General features: G+C 42.7%; 12 protein-coding genes and 2 tRNA genes. 8 read left to right on the top strand and 6 right to left on the bottom strand.

What is annotated here, in order from left to right:
- The first annotated feature begins 133 nt into the window (after positions 1-133).
- Positions 134-2,716, top strand: coding sequence for a DNA mismatch repair protein MutS (mutS, locus tag FG28_RS10435; RefSeq protein ID WP_036386472.1), 2,583 nt, complete (start codon positions 134-136; stop codon positions 2,714-2,716).
- On the opposite strand, the gene FG28_RS10430 is transcribed toward mutS, so the two are convergent.
- Positions 2,713-5,157, bottom strand: coding sequence for an outer membrane beta-barrel family protein (locus FG28_RS10430; RefSeq protein ID WP_036382564.1), 2,445 nt, complete (start codon positions 5,155-5,157; stop codon positions 2,713-2,715). The genes mutS and FG28_RS10430 overlap by 4 nt on opposite strands.
- Before the next feature lie 211 nt (positions 5,158-5,368).
- On the opposite strand from FG28_RS10430, the gene FG28_RS10425 reads away from it, so the two are divergent.
- The 7 genes from FG28_RS10425 (at position 5,369) to FG28_RS10395 (ending at position 10,980) form a co-directional block, all read left to right on the top strand.
- On the top strand, positions 5,369-6,466 hold the full coding sequence (locus FG28_RS10425) for a sensor histidine kinase (protein WP_051947271.1): 1,098 nt from the start codon (positions 5,369-5,371) through the stop codon (positions 6,464-6,466).
- Positions 6,451-7,194 (top strand): LytTR family DNA-binding domain-containing protein, encoded by a 744-nt coding sequence (locus FG28_RS10420; protein WP_036382560.1) that lies wholly within the window; start codon positions 6,451-6,453, stop codon positions 7,192-7,194. Before FG28_RS10425 ends, FG28_RS10420 begins: the two co-directional genes overlap by 16 nt.
- 115 nt (positions 7,195-7,309) lie before the next feature.
- A tRNA-Gly gene (locus FG28_RS10415) sits at positions 7,310-7,382 on the top strand.
- Between the two features lie 38 nt (positions 7,383-7,420).
- Positions 7,421-7,505 (top strand) — tRNA-Leu (locus FG28_RS10410).
- A 276-nt stretch (positions 7,506-7,781) separates the two neighbouring features.
- Complete coding sequence (locus tag FG28_RS10405; RefSeq protein ID WP_036382558.1) at positions 7,782-8,843, top strand: pyridoxal-phosphate dependent enzyme; 1,062 nt, start codon at positions 7,782-7,784, stop codon at positions 8,841-8,843.
- A 5-nt stretch (positions 8,844-8,848) separates the two neighbouring features.
- The gene (locus FG28_RS10400) at positions 8,849-9,922 is read left to right on the top strand and encodes a DUF1611 domain-containing protein (RefSeq protein ID WP_036382556.1); all 1,074 of its coding nucleotides are present in this window, start codon (positions 8,849-8,851) and stop codon (positions 9,920-9,922) included.
- The gene (locus FG28_RS10395) at positions 9,919-10,980 is read left to right on the top strand and encodes a mandelate racemase/muconate lactonizing enzyme family protein (protein ID WP_036382554.1); all 1,062 of its coding nucleotides are present in this window, start codon (positions 9,919-9,921) and stop codon (positions 10,978-10,980) included. The genes FG28_RS10400 and FG28_RS10395 overlap by 4 nt, the downstream gene beginning before the upstream one ends.
- A 5-nt stretch (positions 10,981-10,985) precedes the next feature.
- Here the strand turns inward: FG28_RS10395 and FG28_RS10390 are convergent, their stop codons facing one another.
- From FG28_RS10390 to FG28_RS10370, 5 genes are all read right to left on the bottom strand, one after another.
- Positions 10,986-11,930 carry a TerC/Alx family metal homeostasis membrane protein gene (locus FG28_RS10390; protein WP_036382552.1) on the bottom strand — a complete coding sequence of 315 codons (945 nt, stop codon included), beginning with the start codon at positions 11,928-11,930 and terminating at the stop codon, positions 10,986-10,988.
- 99 nt (positions 11,931-12,029) lie between these two features.
- The gene (locus FG28_RS10385) at positions 12,030-13,238 is read right to left on the bottom strand and encodes a hypothetical protein (protein WP_036382550.1); all 1,209 of its coding nucleotides are present in this window, start codon (positions 13,236-13,238) and stop codon (positions 12,030-12,032) included.
- 119 nt (positions 13,239-13,357) lie between these two features.
- Entirely contained in the window at positions 13,358-14,140 is a 783-nt protein-coding gene (locus FG28_RS10380) for an outer membrane lipoprotein-sorting protein (RefSeq protein WP_036382548.1), read from the bottom strand.
- Between the two features lie 27 nt (positions 14,141-14,167).
- Entirely contained in the window at positions 14,168-16,546 is a 2,379-nt protein-coding gene (locus FG28_RS10375; protein WP_036382546.1) for an RND family transporter, read from the bottom strand.
- A gap of 159 nt (positions 16,547-16,705) precedes the next feature.
- Complete coding sequence (locus tag FG28_RS10370) at positions 16,706-17,305, bottom strand: TetR/AcrR family transcriptional regulator (protein WP_036382545.1); 600 nt, start codon at positions 17,303-17,305, stop codon at positions 16,706-16,708.
- Positions 17,306-17,350: the final 45 nt, after the last annotated feature.

Below are 17,350 nucleotides of genomic sequence, written 5' to 3'. Positions count from 1 at the left end.
GCCTAAAATATCAACAATCGTTCTGCGTGTATGGGGAAAACGATATATTCGTCTTCCTCCCATTTTGGGACAAAAGTAAAAGAATAAAATCGCTTTGGCAGCCAATAAAAAAACAAAGAAAGTAACCCCGTTGATGCAACAGTACAATGCCATCAAGACCAAACATCCTGATGCCTTGTTGTTGTTCCGTGTTGGGGATTTTTATGAAACTTTTGGGGACGATGCCGTGAAGGCCGCCAAGATTTTGGGCATCATCCTTACCCACCGAAATAATGGGGGCGATAAGACCGAACTGGCGGGATTCCCGCATCACTCCCTCAACACTTACCTGCCCAAATTGGTGAAGGCTGGTCAGCGGGTAGCCATTTGCGATCAATTGGAGGACCCCAAACAGACCAAAAGTATTGTAAAGCGAGGCGTAACGGAACTCGTAACACCTGGTGTAGCCCTTAATGATGACATCCTTTCCGCCAAGAGCAATAACTTTTTGTGTGCTGTCCATTTTGGACGAAATAAACTGGGGATTTCCTTCTTGGATATTTCCACAGGTGAATTTTTGACTTCGGAAGGTTCTTCGGAGCAAATGGACAAGCTGCTCCAAAATTTTGGACCGAATGAAGTCTTGGTTTCAAAAAGTCATAAAAAAGAATTTACTGAGCTTTTTGGCAACCAATTCCATAGCTTCTTTTTAGAGGATTGGATTTTTCAGGAGGACTATGCCGATGAAAGCTTGAACAGTCATTTTGGCACCAAAACCCTAAAAGGGTTTGGGATAGAACATTTAGCGCATGGCATTGTCGCTTCAGGAGCGGTACTGCATTATCTGTCGGAAACACAACACAGCCGGTTGCAGCATATCAACAAAATCCAACGCATTGCCGAAGAGGAATATGTGTGGATGGACCGATTTACCATCCGAAATCTGGAACTGTACCATTCGCCCCATCAAAATGCAGTGACCCTGCTAGACATTATTGATAAAACCCTGTCCCCCATGGGCGGGCGGTTGTTGAAACGATGGCTGGCGCTTCCGTTGAAAAATATCGAAAAAATCCAGCAACGCCATCAGGTGGTTTCTTATTTGAAGGATGCAACCGAGCAATTGGAAAAGACCCAACACTGGATCAAACAGATGGGCGACCTGGAGCGACTTATCTCCAAACTGGCCACGGGTAAAATCAACCCGAAGGAAGTCATCCAACTGAAAAATTCACTGGAAGCGATAATTCCCATTAAGCAATTGGCGCAAGAAAGTTCCAATGCTTCGTTGCAATCCATCGGTGAGCGATTGGATGCCTGCGATGCGCTTCGAAACAAAATCAAGGAAACACTAAACGAAGAAGCTCCGGTCAACCTTGCCAAAGGCAACACCATTGCTGAGGGCTACTCGGAGGAATTGGACGAACTCCGAAACCTCGCCTTTTCCGGGAAGGATTATCTCGATAAAATGCTGGAGCGCGAAACTGAAATTACGGGTATCACCTCGCTCAAAATTGCCTCCAACAATGTGTTCGGCTATTATATTGAGGTGCGCAACACCCATAAAGACAAAGTTCCCGACACTTGGATTCGCAAGCAGACCCTCGTCAATGCGGAACGCTATATTACCGAAGAGCTTAAGGAATACGAAGCTAAAATCTTAGGGGCAGAAGAACGCATTCACCTGCTGGAACAGCAATTGTTTGAGCAGTTGTTGGTCTGGATGCAGGAATACATTGCTCCTGTACAACAAAATGCCTATCTCATTGCTCAATTGGACTGCCTCTGCGGATTTGCCCAACTTGCTAAAGAAAACCACTACGTGGAACCTCTAATGGAGGAATCCACCCAATTGGACATCAAGGAGGGACGGCATCCGGTGATTGAAAAGCAATTGTCCCTGGGCGATAGTTATGTGACCAATGACGTACTTCTGAATCGGGAGGAACAGCAGATTATCATGATCACAGGGCCGAATATGAGTGGTAAATCGGCTTTGTTGCGGCAAACCGCCCTCATTGTACTCTTGGCCCAGATGGGCAGTTTGGTGCCTGCATCGGAAGCCAAAATTGGAGTGGTGGACAAGATTTTTACCCGGGTTGGAGCCAGCGACAATATTTCTATGGGGGAATCCACGTTTATGGTGGAAATGAACGAAACGGCCTCCATTCTCAACAACCTTTCTGAACGTAGTTTGGTATTATTGGATGAAATTGGTCGTGGAACCAGTACCTATGATGGGATTTCCATTGCGTGGGCCATTTCGGAATACCTGCATGAGCATCCAGCAAGGGCCAAAACCCTTTTTGCCACGCATTACCATGAGCTCAATGAAATGACCACGACCTTTCCGCGGATTAAAAACTACAATGTTTCGGTGAAGGAATTGGAAGATAACGTGCTTTTCCTAAGGAAACTTGTGCCCGGTGGTAGTGAGCATAGTTTTGGAATCCATGTGGCAAAAATGGCGGGAATGCCCCAACAGGTCATCCAAAAGGCAAACAAAATCCTTAAAAAGCTGGAAAAGTCGCATTCAAGCGAAGAGATGACAGGCAAATTGCAATCCTCACAAAACGAGATGCAGCTCAGCTTCTTTAATCTGGATGACCCATTACTAGAAGAAATCAAGGAAGAAATCTTGCATTTGGACATCGACACCCTTACTCCGGTGGAGGCTTTGATGAAGCTCAATGAAATCAAACGTTTGCTGAGCAAAAAGAAAAAAGCGACCTCCTAATCTACCCTGCGAAACTCTTCTTTTTCCAAATTTCGGGAGGATTTGTTGCCGTTACCACCAAAACTTCGGGTATAGGTAATCCTAAAAATCCGGGTAAATGCAGATTCATCGCGGTATCGCGAACGGGTATCAATATCAAAAACAATGGGGGCCATCCCGCTGATGTGCGTATCAATATCCAAGGATTTGAATAAGTCTGTAACACTAAACTGCAATGTACCCCAATTCTTTTTGAACTGTTTGGACAAGCCAAAATTGACCATCCCAAAGCCCTCAGTGAAGTTGGTGCCGTTATAATGGTCAAAATTGTACCATCCCGAAAATTCCATGTCCATCTCCCAGGGCAGTTGAAAGGTTTGTGTAAAATTCAGACTTTGGTAGAAATAGGTTTTTCCCTTAGGCTCTGGGTTATAGGAAATGTGATAATCCCGGATGGCCGAAGTTGTGGACAGATTCAGTTTGGCCCAACGAGCCCATTGCACGGGAAGGTTCAAGAATAAGTTCAAACTTTTTTGGTAATCTGCATTTTGGGGCGATACTACCAAGATATCGTTCTGCGGTGTGGAAGTCAACTGATAGCGAATAATCGGATTGGTCTCTTTTTGATAGGACAACCCTGCGCTGAAACCATTCTTTACATACTCCAATTGCAACGTGTTCGTGATGCTGGGCTTCAACAGCGGATTCCCCGTAAAAATGGCAGTGGGGTCATTGTAATATAAGCTGGTGACCAAATCGGAATAAACTGGCCTGCTAATACGCTTATGATAATTAAAGTTTACATTTTGATTTTCAGTCAGGGCATACTGATACGAAAATGAAGGGAAAAATTGCTGAATGACGAAGTCATCCTCCGCCGTGGTCAAAGTACGTTTCCAATCTTCATACCGTAGACCTGCATTGATTTTTGATTTTTCACCCAATGCAAGTCGAAACTGTCCATAGGCTGCCCATAATTTTTCCTCGCTTTCAATACGACTTTGGGAACGGGGATCCACTTCCCAGACCCCATCGAAATTGGTTTCAATTTTGCTGTCGTTGGTATTGGTGGAATAGCTACCCTTAACTCCAAATTCGGTCTCCAAATTGTCGCTGATCTTTAGCGCATAATCCACCTTGGCCACCCCCAATCGGATGGCGGATTCACTGGCACCCCGGTTCCCATCCGTAAAAACCTCATTTTCTGGAACGACAGGGTCGTCATTGGCATCAAAATACTCACTTTGGGTTAAGGCGGGACTGTCATTTTTATAGGTGAGGTACCCGATATCCACATTGATGTTTGAGCGTTCAGAAAACTTCCGGGTCACATAAAGCGATGAGATGAGATTGTTTTTTTGGGTGGTTCCCGAGGTAACCAAATGCGATCTAAAAAAATCCTGTCCTTCAATGGTTCTCCGGTTATTCACATCGGATATGGAGTGATTTTTCGCCAAGGAAAGGGAAAGCTCTCCTCCTATCTCCGTTTTGGAATCCAACTGATACCCCGAACCTAAATTAATAGTGTGGGAATTGTTGCTGTAATCAAAATAGGTGGAAAAATCGGTCTGGCTGAAGGCATCAAAAATAGGACTGTTACTGGTGCCCGAACCTTCAAAACCGTTTTTACCATGGTCATGGAATACCGAATATCCCAGATTAAACCGAAAATTTTCCCTGCCATATGCATAGTTCAAGGAGGTACTGGCCTTTTCACGATAGCCATACCCCAGACTTCCGCTAAAATTGAGTTGGTCGCCAGTATCCACATCATTTTTGAACACAATATTGATGATGCCCGCCCCACCATCGGCATCGTATTTGGCCGTGGGCGATGTAATCAGTTCCACTTTTTCAATGTTGTCCGCCAAGGTACTCTCCAAAAGAGCCATAACATCTTCCATGGACATCGGCATTCTTCGGCCATTGAACATGACCGTCACCCCACTTTGTCCATTCATGGTAAATTGATTGTTTCGTCGGTCCAAAATGACCCCCGGAACCCGTTCCAAAACCTGTAGGGCATTGCTCCCTTTGGTCATGACACTGCTCTGTACGTTGATTACCTGCCCTTCCGGGGTACGTTGAATAATATTTTTCTTTGCAGCCAAAACCACCTCATCCAACTCGTTGAACGCCTCTTCAAGGAATAATGTTCCTAAATTGTATACCTCAGATGATGAATTCACAGTGATAGGAGTATGGCTATCAGCATAGCCTAGATTGCTGATTCGAACCAAAAAATCACCTTCTTTTTCGGGAAGTAGGGAAAAATTGCCCTCATCATTAGTAATAGTCCCTGTAACCAAAGTGGTATCCACCGTTTGGTAGAGTACTACATTGGCAAAAGGCACTGGTTCACCATTACTGTCCATTATTTTACCTTGAATCTGCCCATGAACAAAGGTCATTCCCATTCCAAAGAGTAGAAAGAGAAACAGTTGGGCTTTAGCTTTTTTCATTTGGATTGTTTGAATGTTCTTCCAAATGAAGTTTGCTTTCAACCGTGACTAAAATGATATTGACAATGGGTTCCAAAAGATTGACAATGAGTCATAAACCTTTTTCTGTGTAAAATCAGGTCACTCATCAATTATTCAAGACCGAACGTCAATTTGCCGCGAACCCATCGGCAAAAACAATAACTTGTACTGTTATTGCATGACTATTTTGATGAATTACGACCGTTTTAAGGATTTTATATTAAAATACAAACTCTATCATATCCCCTTTTGGTTGGGGTATCATTTGGTGTGGCTCACCATTAATATTGGGAGTCTTTCAGAAGTTTATGACTATTTGCGATACAGTGATTCTTCGCCGAAATTTTACTTCTATGTAATCTTCCAGCTTATCGGAGTCTATTTTAATCTGTATTATCTTATCCCAAAGCTGCTCTATGTGGGGCGTTACTTCAGCTATGTTTTGGCCGTTCTGGGCACTATCTTGGTCTGTAATGCCTTTATCACTAGCGGCTATTTTTTTGCCACCTTGACCTCAGGAAAAACCTTGTTTGAACTCTTCGGGGTGTATCCCAATCAGGTTTCCAAAATCTATTTTGTTTGGGCTCTCCCTTCAACCGTGGCCAGTATGACCTTGGCCATGAGCATTAAATTGGGCAAGAATTGGCTTCAAACCGAAAAAAAGAGGCTTCGCTTGGAAAAAGAGCATCTAGAAACCGAGCTCAAGTACCTTAAATCGCAGATCAATCCCCACTTTTTGTTCAATACCATCAACTCGATTTTTGCCCTTATCCACAAAAATCCTGATCTGGCTTCGGAATCCTTGGCCAATTTTTCGGACATGCTTCGGTACCAACTCTACGAATGCAATGATGAAAAAATTGTGTTGGACAAGGAGTTGGATTTTATTGAGAATTTTGTCGATTTGGAAAAATTACGTTTGGACCAAGGACATACCACGATGCAGTTTGATATTCAAAACCATACCACCCAAAAGAAAACCATTGCTCCTTTTATCCTTATCCCGTTCATCGAAAATGCCTTTAAACACGTTTCCAAGGGAAAAGGGCAGCAAAATTTTATTCAAATGGAGTTGGAAGCCAATGACAGATTACTGCAATTGAACATTATCAATAGTAAAAGTGTAAATGGTCAACCTTCCAAGGATGTCTCGGAGTCAAGTGGCATTGGACTCAAAAACGTAAGTCGAAGGCTCAAATTGCTCTATCCCGAATCACACTCCTTAGCTATTGAAGACCAAAACGATAGGTTTTCCGTAATATTGAAATTGGAATGGCAGAAAAACTAAACTGCATAATTGTAGATGATGAGCCGTTGGCCAGAGGTATACTTGAAGAGTACATTCAAGTAGTGGACCATCTGGAACTGGTCTGTACTTCGGAAAATGCCTTGGAGTTGGACCAGCAGTTGGTACAACATGCTGTTGACTTAATATTTTTGGATATTCAAATGCCCTTTTTAACCGGTTTGGATTTCCTAAAGGTACGTTCGGACCTTCCCATGGTCATCATTACTACGGCCTATCCCAATTATGCCTTAGAAGGTTTTGCGTTCGATGTGATGGATTACCTGCTTAAACCCATCACCTTTAATCGGTTTTTTAAAGCAATAAGCAAGGCTTGCGAATACCACAGATTAAAGAATGGTACTGTGGAAACCACTGAGAAACCCAAGGAAGAGTCTTACTTTTTTGTAAAATGCGATGGTAAATATCAAAAAATAGTCCCTACAGAAATCCTTTTTGTAAAGGCCTTGGAAAACTATGTCCTTATCCAGACCATTGCAGATAAACATATGTCTTTAATGCCCTTAAAGATCGTTGAGGAAAATTTGGACCCATTGGAATTTGTGCGGGTACACAAGAGCTATATTGTGCCCATATCTAAAATACAGACCTTGGAAAACCATGAATTGGTTTTGGAACACGGTCACCAAATCCCCGTAAGCCGAAATTATCGGAAACTAGTACAAGAACGTGTACTCAAGGATAAAATCATGAAAAAAAAGGAGCCCTAAACCAAATGGTATAGAAATTTGGGGATGATCCATATTTTTCCGAAAACCCTTTACATTTTAAAGAAATGTTTTAAATTTGCATCCGCACTCGAAAAAAGTGTTGGTTCTTTAAAATGCGAAAATAGCTCAGTTGGTAGAGCATCACCTTGCCAAGGTGGAGGTCGCGGGTTCGAATCCCGTTTTTCGCTCAAAACGCTGCTTGCCAGCGTTTTTTTGTTTAAGTCCTGCTCGAGTGGTGGAATTGGTAGACACGCCGGACTTAAAATCCTGTGGGCATTTTGCCCGTGCGGGTTCAAGTCCCGCCTCGAGTACTTGATGCAAAAGCCGAATCTTTCGATTCGGCTTTTTTGTTTGTAAACGTTGCGGAAAGTTTCTTTTTGCAAGGTGAACAAACAAAAAAAACAGGCCGAATAGGCCTTTGGCATTTATTTCCAATAGTGCTCAACGGGACTCACCGAAGGTAATTCCCGCCTCGAGTACAAAAACCCCTGTTTTCACGGGGGTTTTTCTTTTGTATATAAATTTATTATTCCACTTTCCAAAAAATACTATAAAACAATACCTTTAGTCCATTCGAACAAGATGGTATGAATCTGATTGACGGTGTTAAAACAGCTGAACTTAAAGTCTCCTCCGAAACCAAGGAACTCAGTGCCTTTGTTAAGGACAAAAGCAAATCCTTGGTGGATCGGTTGGAAAGTTTTGAGGATATCATCAATATAGAGGTGGGCGATACCGCAATGACCCGGGCCAAATCTCTGGAACGCGAATTTGACATTCGTCAGCTTTACATCAAATATGAAGGGGACAATCCCTCGGGCACCCAAAAAGACCGAATTGCCTTTGCCCAAGTGTATGATGCCCTCAGACGTGGGTTCAGCACCATCAGCTTGGCTACTTGTGGAAATTATGGGGTTGCTGTGGCCCTGGCTGCGGATTTGGCAGGTTTGGAATGTATCATTGCCATTCCCTCCAGTTACCATACCGAACGTATCAAGGAAATGGAATCCCTCTCAGCCAACATCATGAGGATTGATGGAAGCTATGAGGATGTAGTGACCAAAGTAAGTGAAATGGCTGTGGAACACGAATGGTACGATGCCAATCCCGGAGGTGCAAACACGCCCCTTCAGATTGCCTCCTATGCCCAAATCGCCACCGAAATTGTGGACGACCTAGGCGACGCCCCTGAATACTGTGCTGTTCCCGTATCCAACGGAACACTCTTGGCAGGAATCTATCGAGGGTTTGCCAGCCTGTACAAACGGGGAAAAACCTCCAAGATTCCAAAAATGATCGCGGCCTCATCCACCCATAAAAATCCGATTATCCAATCGTTTAAAAAAGGGCTGGACCATTGTCAGGACCTTCAACCCGAGAAAGTAAAAGAGACCAAATACAATGAACCGCTCATCAATTGGCACAGCTTTGATGGGGAAGAAGCACTATACGCGTTGCTGCAATCCAAGGGTGAGGCATTCAACATCAGTGACAAAAAAATGCGGGATATGAGCACACTGTTGCTCAAAAAAGAAGGGCTACGGATTCTACCGGCTTCTACCGCTGGATTAATCGCTCTTTTGGAACTGGATGAAAAAATGAATTTTGAACCCAATCGGTTTGTTGCCGTGCTCACTGCCAAATATTGAAACTTATGAAAAAAATTGACGGAAAGGCTTTGGTGTATTGCGAAGGAGCGTTCAACACCCCCAACGGAAAAACAGCGCACGGACTCGTTCGCTTCACAGAAAGGTATAAGGTAGTCGGCGTTTTGGACAGTACCTATTTAGGTGAAGATGCCGGAAGGGTATTGGATGGTAAGCCTAACGGTATTCCCCTATTTTCAACCATTGAAGAAGCTGTCCAAACCTTATCCACCAACAATCTAACCCCAGATTATTTGGTCATTGGACTCGCACCAGATGGTGGACGTTTGCCAAAAATTGCCAAGGAAACTATTAAAAAAGCGTTGCAACTGGGCTGGAATGTGGACAGTGGCCTTCACGATTTCCTGACCAACGACCCAGAATTGGTACAACTGGCCAAGGAAAATAACTGTACGATCAGGGATGTTCGGAAAACCCCGGACCGGGATAAGCTTCATTTCTTTACTGGTGATATTGAACAGGTGGATTGCCTAAAATTGGCGGTTTTGGGAACAGATTCCGCTTTGGGCAAACGAACCACTTCGTGGTTTGTGGTGCATGGATTTCGAGATGCTGGATATAAAGCGGAAATGATTGGGACAGGACAAACCGCTTGGATGCAGGGCGCCAAATACAGTATGATCATGGACAGCTGTATCAATGATTTTGTATCGGGGGAGATTGAAAACGCCGTGGTCAGTGCCTATCGCAACGAAAAGCCAGATGTTATTGTCATTGAAGGACAAGGTAGTTTAATGAACCCTGCCTACCCCGGTGGATTTGAGATTTTGGCCGCAGGCCGACCTGACTACGTCATTCTACAACATGCCCCAAAACGGTTGGAATATGATGGCTTTCCAGGATACAAAATGCATTCCATCCAAGAGCAAATCAATGCCATTCAAGTGATTTCTGGGAAAGAAGTAATCGCCATAACTGTCAACCATGAGAATATGGAACCTTCTGAAATTCTTCCAGCCTGCAAAGCACTGGAAAATGAAACGGGGTTACCCACTTTTGATGTTTTGGCCCACGGTGCCCAAGACCTTATTGCGTTGCTCAAAACCAAGATAAAACCATGATCATCACCAATATTGGGTACGAACGCTTGGAACTGGAACTCCTGATTCCCTATACCATTGCTTATGAGGAAATTTCCAAAGCCACCAATTTTATCCTCAAAATTGAAACAGACGGACCTATCGTTGGATTTGGTTGTGCGGCCCCGGACATAACCGTTACCCATGAATCACCTGAGGATGTTGAGCATGACATTCAAAATAGCATCATCCCTATTTTAAAGGGAAAGAATCCTTTTATGGTTTCGCAGATTTTAGAGGAACTTTCACATCAACTTCCCCAAAAATCATCGGCATTGGCCATGGTTGACATGGCTCTCTTGGACATTTCCGCCAAGAAAATGCAAGTACCCCTCTATCAATTTTTGGGAGGGTATCGGCATGAAATCGCAACCAGTATTACCATTGGAATTCTTCCTTTGGAAGAAACCCTAAAACTGACCGAAGAATATGTAAGGCAAGGGTTTTTTATTCTAAAAATAAAGGGAGGGCTTTCCTTGGAAGAGGATATTGAAAAATTGCAAAAAATACGGGAACAGTTCCCCAAAATACAACTTCGGTTTGATGGTAACCAAGGCTACTCTGTTGATGAAACCGTGGCTTTTGATAATGCGGTAAAGGATGTGAACATTGAAATCTTGGAGCAACCTACAAAACCGTTACTCGACAAGTATCTAGGAGAGGTTAAAAACACGCTTGACCTGCCCATAATGGCGGATGAAAGTTTAAAATCCGTTAAGGATGCATTCCGATTGGCCAAAAATCAGCGAATTGATATGGTAAACATTAAACTGATGAAGGTTGGCGGCATACATGAAGGAATGCGCGTGAACACCATAGCCAAAGCGGCCCATTTGGAAGCCATGGTGGGTTGTTTGGATGAATGCAGTCTAGGTATCTCTGCGGGACTGCATTTTGCCTTGTCTCGATCTAACGTGAAATACGCTGATCTGGACGGCCATTTGGAATTTAAAAATGATCCTTTTTCGGATTTGCTCCAACTAAAGAATGGAATCCTAAAACCCAGCAAAAATTATGGGTTGGGACTTAAAGATTGGTAGTCCAATCAATTCTGGTATTCTTCTTTGTTTTTCAATGAAAATAGTACTCCCAAGCCTAAAGCCACTGCTATAAAAGTCAAAGAAACCCACTCGGGCAACTCAATATGATGGGAAAGTATCAATTTTATCCCAACAAAGAACAAAATAGCGGAAAGGCTATACTTTAAATATTTGAATCGCGATACCATGTGACTCAAAAAGAAATAGATGGACCGAAGGCCCATAACCGCCAAAATGTTGGAACTGAACACCAAAAATGTATCCGAAGTAATGCCCAATACAGCTGGGATACTGTCCAAAGCAAAAAGGATGTCCGTAAATTCAATCACCACCAAGGCCACTAAAAGCGGAGTGGCCATCAATACTTCATTCTTTCTGATGAAGAATTTTTGCGATTCAATGGTGTGCGAAACAGGAACGATCATGTTCACCCATCGAAACACAAGTGAATCTTTGGGATTAAAAACTTTTTGATGTGCCCGTAAGAGCCTTAATGCCGTGAATACCAGAAATCCACCAAAAATATAGGTGATCCAAAAAAACTTTTTCAGCAGGGCCACTCCCAGATAAATAGCGGTTATCCGAAACAGGATTGCCCCCACTATTCCCCAAAAAAGTACTCTATGCTGATATTTCTCTGGAATGGCAAAGGATGAGAAAATCACGGCAATGACAAAAATGTTGTCCATGCTCAACGACAATTCAACCAGATACCCCGTTATGTATTTGATTGTAGCATTCCAAGCGTTGAGGGCGTTGGGGTTTCCTATCCATCCATTTTTGTAGATAAAATACACCACTATTGAAAATCCTAGTCCCAAACCTATCCAAAACGTGCTCCAAACAGTGGCTTCCTTCAGTGAAATGGCATGAGCTTTTCTGTTGAGAACACCCAAATCAAAAGCCAATAAGAGTGCCACTACTGAAATAAAAATTATCCAAACGGTCATGAAGAAAAGAGATTATTCCAAAGGTACAAAGCTGTAAAAAACCTTTTAACATGCAACAATCATTAGGAAATAATTAAGGAATTGGCAAACCCATAGCTCTTAAAAGAATCTGGAAATGGTCAATCGTAAAAAGCTATCGTCACTAAAGTTTCCAAGAATCAATTCCTCTTCGGCGATGGAGCTAAAAATCCTACCTTCAACCTCAACCGTCCAATTGGACCCAAAACGTCTGGAAGCTTCCAAACTGAAAATTTTACTGCTGGACTCCAAGTCGGATATGCCTCCAATTAAAATTGAAGTATCCTGAATGTCGTTGAAAGCCAATCTGCTCCCAAAAAAGATATCATTTTGTAGGGCATTCAACGAAAGTTCATCCCTTTCATCATACAGATACTCCCCTAACAAACCTAGGTCCAGGCCATTTCCATCAATGTTACTGAAGGTATATTCCAGCCCAACAACCAAAGCGACAAAATCTTGGGCATCGGCATTCCTGTATATGGATTCGAACTTCCAAAGGAAAGCATCATGGGTAATCTGCAAATCCAATCCAGTTTGATTGATTACGGGGTAAAAGGGATTGATGTTTCCAAACTCATCAAACACAAACAAGGGTTCGCGGCCATTTCCATAGAAATGGGAAATCCCCACATCAAAGATTCCAAAATAGTGTTTCCATCGCAAGGCAACATCCTGCCGCCATTCCTCGGCACCACTCTCATAACCTATATCATCCTTATCGATAACCGTTCCAAACCGAAGTCTTCCCTTTTCTCCTGGAAAGGTACGTTTTCTGTGATAGGGCAGATAAAACACACTGAAGGTACCCAAACCATTGGTAATGTAATTAAACTGTACCATGGGCTGACCCAGTTTCTCTTCTCCGTCAAAGGTTTCCACGGCATCGGTCTGGTTAATGATATCCACCAAATGATTGCTTTCCGCCACGCCCCAATACACTTTTTTCAGGCCAATACTCAACTCCCAATTGTTCTTGGCTTTTTGGTAGTACAGCTCCCTAATATCCCAATGGGTACGTTCATCATCACGATCCAACCTAAAAAAACCAGTAAAGTTGATACTTTCATAACCATCGTTCCACTCTAGGGAATACTCTGGTCTGATTGCCATGGCCGGATAGTGATCCAACTGTTCCGGAAATTGTGCTTCCTCTAAAAAATATCGGTACTCTGCTTCCAGTTCCAGTTCAAAATCTTGGGTAAGGGTGTTATTGGATTCATCTTTTTGGGCCCAAACAAAGCCATGGCACAAAAGAATTGCAGTTACAATGAAAAAAAAGTTTTGCATGTAAAATATGGGTAAAGGTTGTTAGAAAAAAACCAGGGCATGGGCAAGCATAGCACACAACTTGTTAGACACAAATACTTGTCAAAAAAGAGAGTACATGCCCTGGATAAATTGTTTTATTAGCTTCCGGCACGTTTTAAGGCCACCTCTGTAAAATCTTCATCGGAAAGTTGTGTCCCAAAATCGTATTCGCTAAACTTTAACACGGTTTCCTTATTACTTTGATGGTTGACCATAGTGAAGGTCAATGCCCTCCAAAACTTGTTTTTGTACAGTTTGTAGTCATCATAGGTCAGCGTCTTTAAAAGGGCATCCTTTCTATCGTAAAACTCTATTTTCTCCAACCGATACCCTTTACCCTTGTTGTATATGGCAATTCTTCGGGTGTATCCTGATTTAGGGTCCACAGGATCCTGTTCCACAATCAACAAATCTCCTTCCTGCTTTAGGAACTTGTACTCATATTTTTCAACCTCTTGGGATGAAAGATCCTCATAGGCAAACTCGCTCCCCACAAAAGGTCCGGATTTGTTGTTGGAAGATATCCGCTTTACCCTTTTAATGGAGGGAAGATACAACCATTGGTCATCTGCCCCCACTTTGTGGGTAAACGTTAAGGTAGCTGTACCTTTTACGTCTTTTGGGCTTTCAAAAACAATGAGGGATTTATCTCCATCCTCGGTCAATTCCAAGGTTTGGGTCGTTAAAAAACGTTCACTGGTCTGCCCATTTTTGTTCTTCAAGGTCATTTTGAGTTCAACTACTGAACTTCCAAAACCCTCATCCGCCTTTTCAGCCTCTTGCGCAACTTGCAAGCCACGTTGTTCAGCAGTTTGTGCCGAAGCTGTAGACAGGGTAAAACCGAAAATCAATATTGAGATATTAGAATTTATTTTCTTCATGATACTATAATTAATTGTGTTTAATATTTATTTATCGAATTGTACTTGTGTCTGGGATTTTTGAGCAACCGCTTCCTTTTCCTTGCTGACCAAGACCAACAGAGCCGGAAGTAGAATAAAATCAATAATCAATGCCGCAATAATGATGATTACGGTTATCCTCGCCATATAGCTATTTAGTGCGAATGAGGAGGTGGAAAGAACCACAAACCCACACAATAACACTACGGTAGTGGTCACCAATGCTTTACCTACGGTTTCAAAGGCATAGATGATGGCTGCTCTGGCATCATACCCCAATTCCCTACGGGCGCGTAAAAATTTGCTCATAAAGTGAACGGTATCGTCCACGATAATCCCCAACGTCATTCCAAAAACAATGACCATCCCGGTGTTGATGGTTCCTTTTAGGAGATACCACAGCCCAAATCCCACCAAAACAGGAGCCACATTGGGGATGATGCTCAACAGTCCCAGTTTTACGTTCCTCAAGGCAATCATCAGCACTAAGGAAATCAGTAGAAGCGCAATAATATTCCCCTTGAACATACTTTCTGCCTGCCTGAAGCCCAACTTGGAGAACATAAGCGTTGGACTTACCCCAAGGGCATGCATGGGTTCCGGGGTGTTGTTTCGCAACCAACTTTCTGCCCTTTCAGCAAAAGCGATCATCTCTGCGCTGGAATTGTTCTGCAAAGTGACGGTCACCCGTGATTCGGATTTATCCACATTGATTTGATTGTTGAGGTCAAGTCCGAATGGCAACGACAACTCATAGAGCAGAAGATATTGTGCCGCCTCTTCCCTATCATTTGGCACTTTATAGCAACTTTCGTTATCACCATGCATGGAACGGTTCACGCGTCTTGCCACCTCGCTGAAGGCATTCACATGGACCACCTCGGGCTGTTTCTCCAACCAATCTTCAAATTCATTGAGTTTCTGAAGATATTCTGGGTTATTGATTCCTCCGCTTTCACCACTACCTACGGAAAACTCCACATTGTAGAAACCGGTCAGATTTTCATTGATGAAATCACTATCATTTCTAAACTGTACCGAAGTATCAAAATATTCCACAAACTCGTCGTTGAACACATTCTTGGTCGCCAAAAACGTGAGTATGGCTATGATTCCCACGGAAATCAAGGTGAGTTTTACCGGCTGCTTTACCACAAACATGCCCAATTTGGCATATCCGCCAATTTTTTCTTCTTTCTTCTGCACCACTTTCTTGGATTTCCAGATAGGAAATATGGCCATGAGCGCTGGCAAGGTGGTTGTTGAAAATAGAAAGGCCATGCACATTCCAAAGGCAACAATGTTCCCTAAGTCCCAGAATGGAGGCACGTCGCCATAATTCAGGGTCAAGAATCCGATAACGGTAGTTAAACTGGTGATAAAGACAGGCATGAAATTCAATCGCATAGATTCCACCAGGGCCGCTCTCTTTTCCATACCATCTTTGCGTACTTTTTGGAGGTAAGTAATAAGGATATGGATACTATCAGCAACTGCCAAGGTCAATATCATGGTAGGAAAAACGGATGAAGGCGGTGTCAGTTTAATCCCCGTCAAACCGATAAAACCTACTGCACTTACAATGGAAAACAGTACCACGATCAAGGTTGCGATGGTTGCAAATGCGTTGCGTGTCAGTACCAAGGTCACTATAACAACAATCAGCAACATAACCATGGTAAGCATTAGATCTTTCTGTGATGATTCAAAAAAAGCGGTGTTCAATGGAACCAATCCTGTGGTGTACACATCAAAATTTGGATGTTGCTCCTTAAACTTTGAGACCATATCGCGAGTGGCCACTGTAACTTCGGGAATCTCAGCTGCACTGTTTTCCCCGGGGAGCCTGACCGTAATATTGATGGCCGTAACACTTCCCGCTTCATTGATGATTCTATGAATCAGCAAAGGTTCCTTCAGTGCAATTTCCCGAATCTCCTTGATTTCGGCCTCTGTCTTGTTTGCCGAATCGTATGAAAGGTCATCCACATACAAATCATCTCCATTGGCACTGGTGTGCTGAAAGTTGGTCACGGCATCCACTCTAGAAGAATAGGGTGTGTTCCAAGCTTCAGCGGTCAACTCTTCTATGGCGACCAAATTATCTTTGGTAAAGACATCGCCATTTTTGGGAGCGAGTACAATAATAATATTATCGTCTTTTGTGTACTTTTCCTGAAGTGCATCAAAGGCTTCCAATTCTGGATTGGATTCACTGAAAAACACGTGATAATCCCCATCAAACTCCATTTTACCCTGAGATGCCAGCCCTACGGCCAACAAAATGGTAAGGAGTAGGACCGGCCATCTAAATTTGATGACAAAATTGGCCCAGTTCTTGGCAAATGCATTGGTTGCATTTTTGGTTTTCTTGATTGCGTTCATTTATTTCTAGGTTTAGTTTAATTGTTCGTTTCTATTTAGACAATTTCGGTTTGTTGTATGTGACATATTTTTAATTACTAACTGACTGGTCAACTATAAATTGATATTGAATTAACTTTGACTTAATTGACCAGTCAACTAGTATTTTGGTTAAAAAAATTATTTGAACATTATTTTTTGCACCATATTCAAGTAGTTATCTATCGGATAACTACTCTGCAATTCCTTCATGGTGGTCATTACACCTTTGCCTGCATCTTCAAAAAAGGCCACCATATCGGCGGCATTTAGGCTATCATCAATTTCTCCCTGTGCCTGTCCCTCTTCCACAACCTTCACAAGAAGCTCTTGTAGCCATTGTTCCTTGACAACAATAGCTTTTCTTATTTTTTCGCTATGCTCAGCCATTTCACTGCCAATGTTACAAGCCAAACATCCCATTTTACAATCAAGCTCATTTTTTAACTTGGATGCTCGGTGCTGGTGAAAACCTAAAAGTCGTTCCTTAGGCGACTTTGATGTATCCGAAAGTAACTCCTTTAGGGGCTCCATACAGGTTTCAAAATAGGTTTCAATGGCCTTTACTGTAAAGTCCTCCTTACTTTCAAAATAAAAATAAAAGGAGCCTTTAGGAACATCAGCAGCCTTTGCGATATCATTAACACTGGTGGCATTGTAACCTTTAGACCATAGAATCTCCATGCCCTTTTCAATAAGGGTATCCCTCTTAATTTCGCCTTTTAAAGTTTTGTGTTCCATACTTTGCGATGCAAATATATGACCAGTCGTCTAGTATGCAAAAGA

The sequence above is a fragment of the Muricauda sp. MAR_2010_75 genome (assembly GCF_000745185.1).
Taxonomy (GTDB): Bacteria; Bacteroidota; Bacteroidia; order Flavobacteriales; family Flavobacteriaceae; genus Flagellimonas.
The sequence above is the reverse complement of the archived record's forward strand: the minus strand, read 5'-3'. Positions and strand labels throughout refer to the sequence as shown.

Bases quoted from the DNA above. Each gene is read 5' to 3' on its own strand.
- FG28_RS10385 (WP_036382550.1), bottom strand. From the start codon at position 13,238: ATGCAAAACTTTTTTTTCATTGTAACTGCAATTCTTTTGTGCCATGGC.
- mutS (WP_036386472.1), top strand. From the start codon at position 134: ATGCAACAGTACAATGCCATCAAGACCAAACATCCTGATGCCTTGTTG.
- FG28_RS10425 (WP_051947271.1), top strand. From the start codon at position 5,369: ATGAATTACGACCGTTTTAAGGATTTTATATTAAAATACAAACTCTAT.
- FG28_RS10420 (WP_036382560.1), top strand. From the start codon at position 6,451: ATGGCAGAAAAACTAAACTGCATAATTGTAGATGATGAGCCGTTGGCC.
- FG28_RS10375 (WP_036382546.1), bottom strand. From the start codon at position 16,546: ATGAACGCAATCAAGAAAACCAAAAATGCAACCAATGCATTTGCCAAG.
- FG28_RS10380 (WP_036382548.1), bottom strand. From the start codon at position 14,140: ATGAAGAAAATAAATTCTAATATCTCAATATTGATTTTCGGTTTTACC.
- FG28_RS10430 (WP_036382564.1), bottom strand. From the start codon at position 5,157: ATGAAAAAAGCTAAAGCCCAACTGTTTCTCTTTCTACTCTTTGGAATG.
- FG28_RS10400 (WP_036382556.1), top strand. From the start codon at position 8,849: ATGAAAAAAATTGACGGAAAGGCTTTGGTGTATTGCGAAGGAGCGTTC.
- FG28_RS10370 (WP_036382545.1), bottom strand. From the start codon at position 17,305: ATGGAACACAAAACTTTAAAAGGCGAAATTAAGAGGGATACCCTTATT.
- FG28_RS10405 (WP_036382558.1), top strand. From the start codon at position 7,782: ATGAATCTGATTGACGGTGTTAAAACAGCTGAACTTAAAGTCTCCTCC.
- FG28_RS10395 (WP_036382554.1), top strand. From the start codon at position 9,919: ATGATCATCACCAATATTGGGTACGAACGCTTGGAACTGGAACTCCTG.
- FG28_RS10390 (WP_036382552.1), bottom strand. From the start codon at position 11,930: ATGACCGTTTGGATAATTTTTATTTCAGTAGTGGCACTCTTATTGGCT.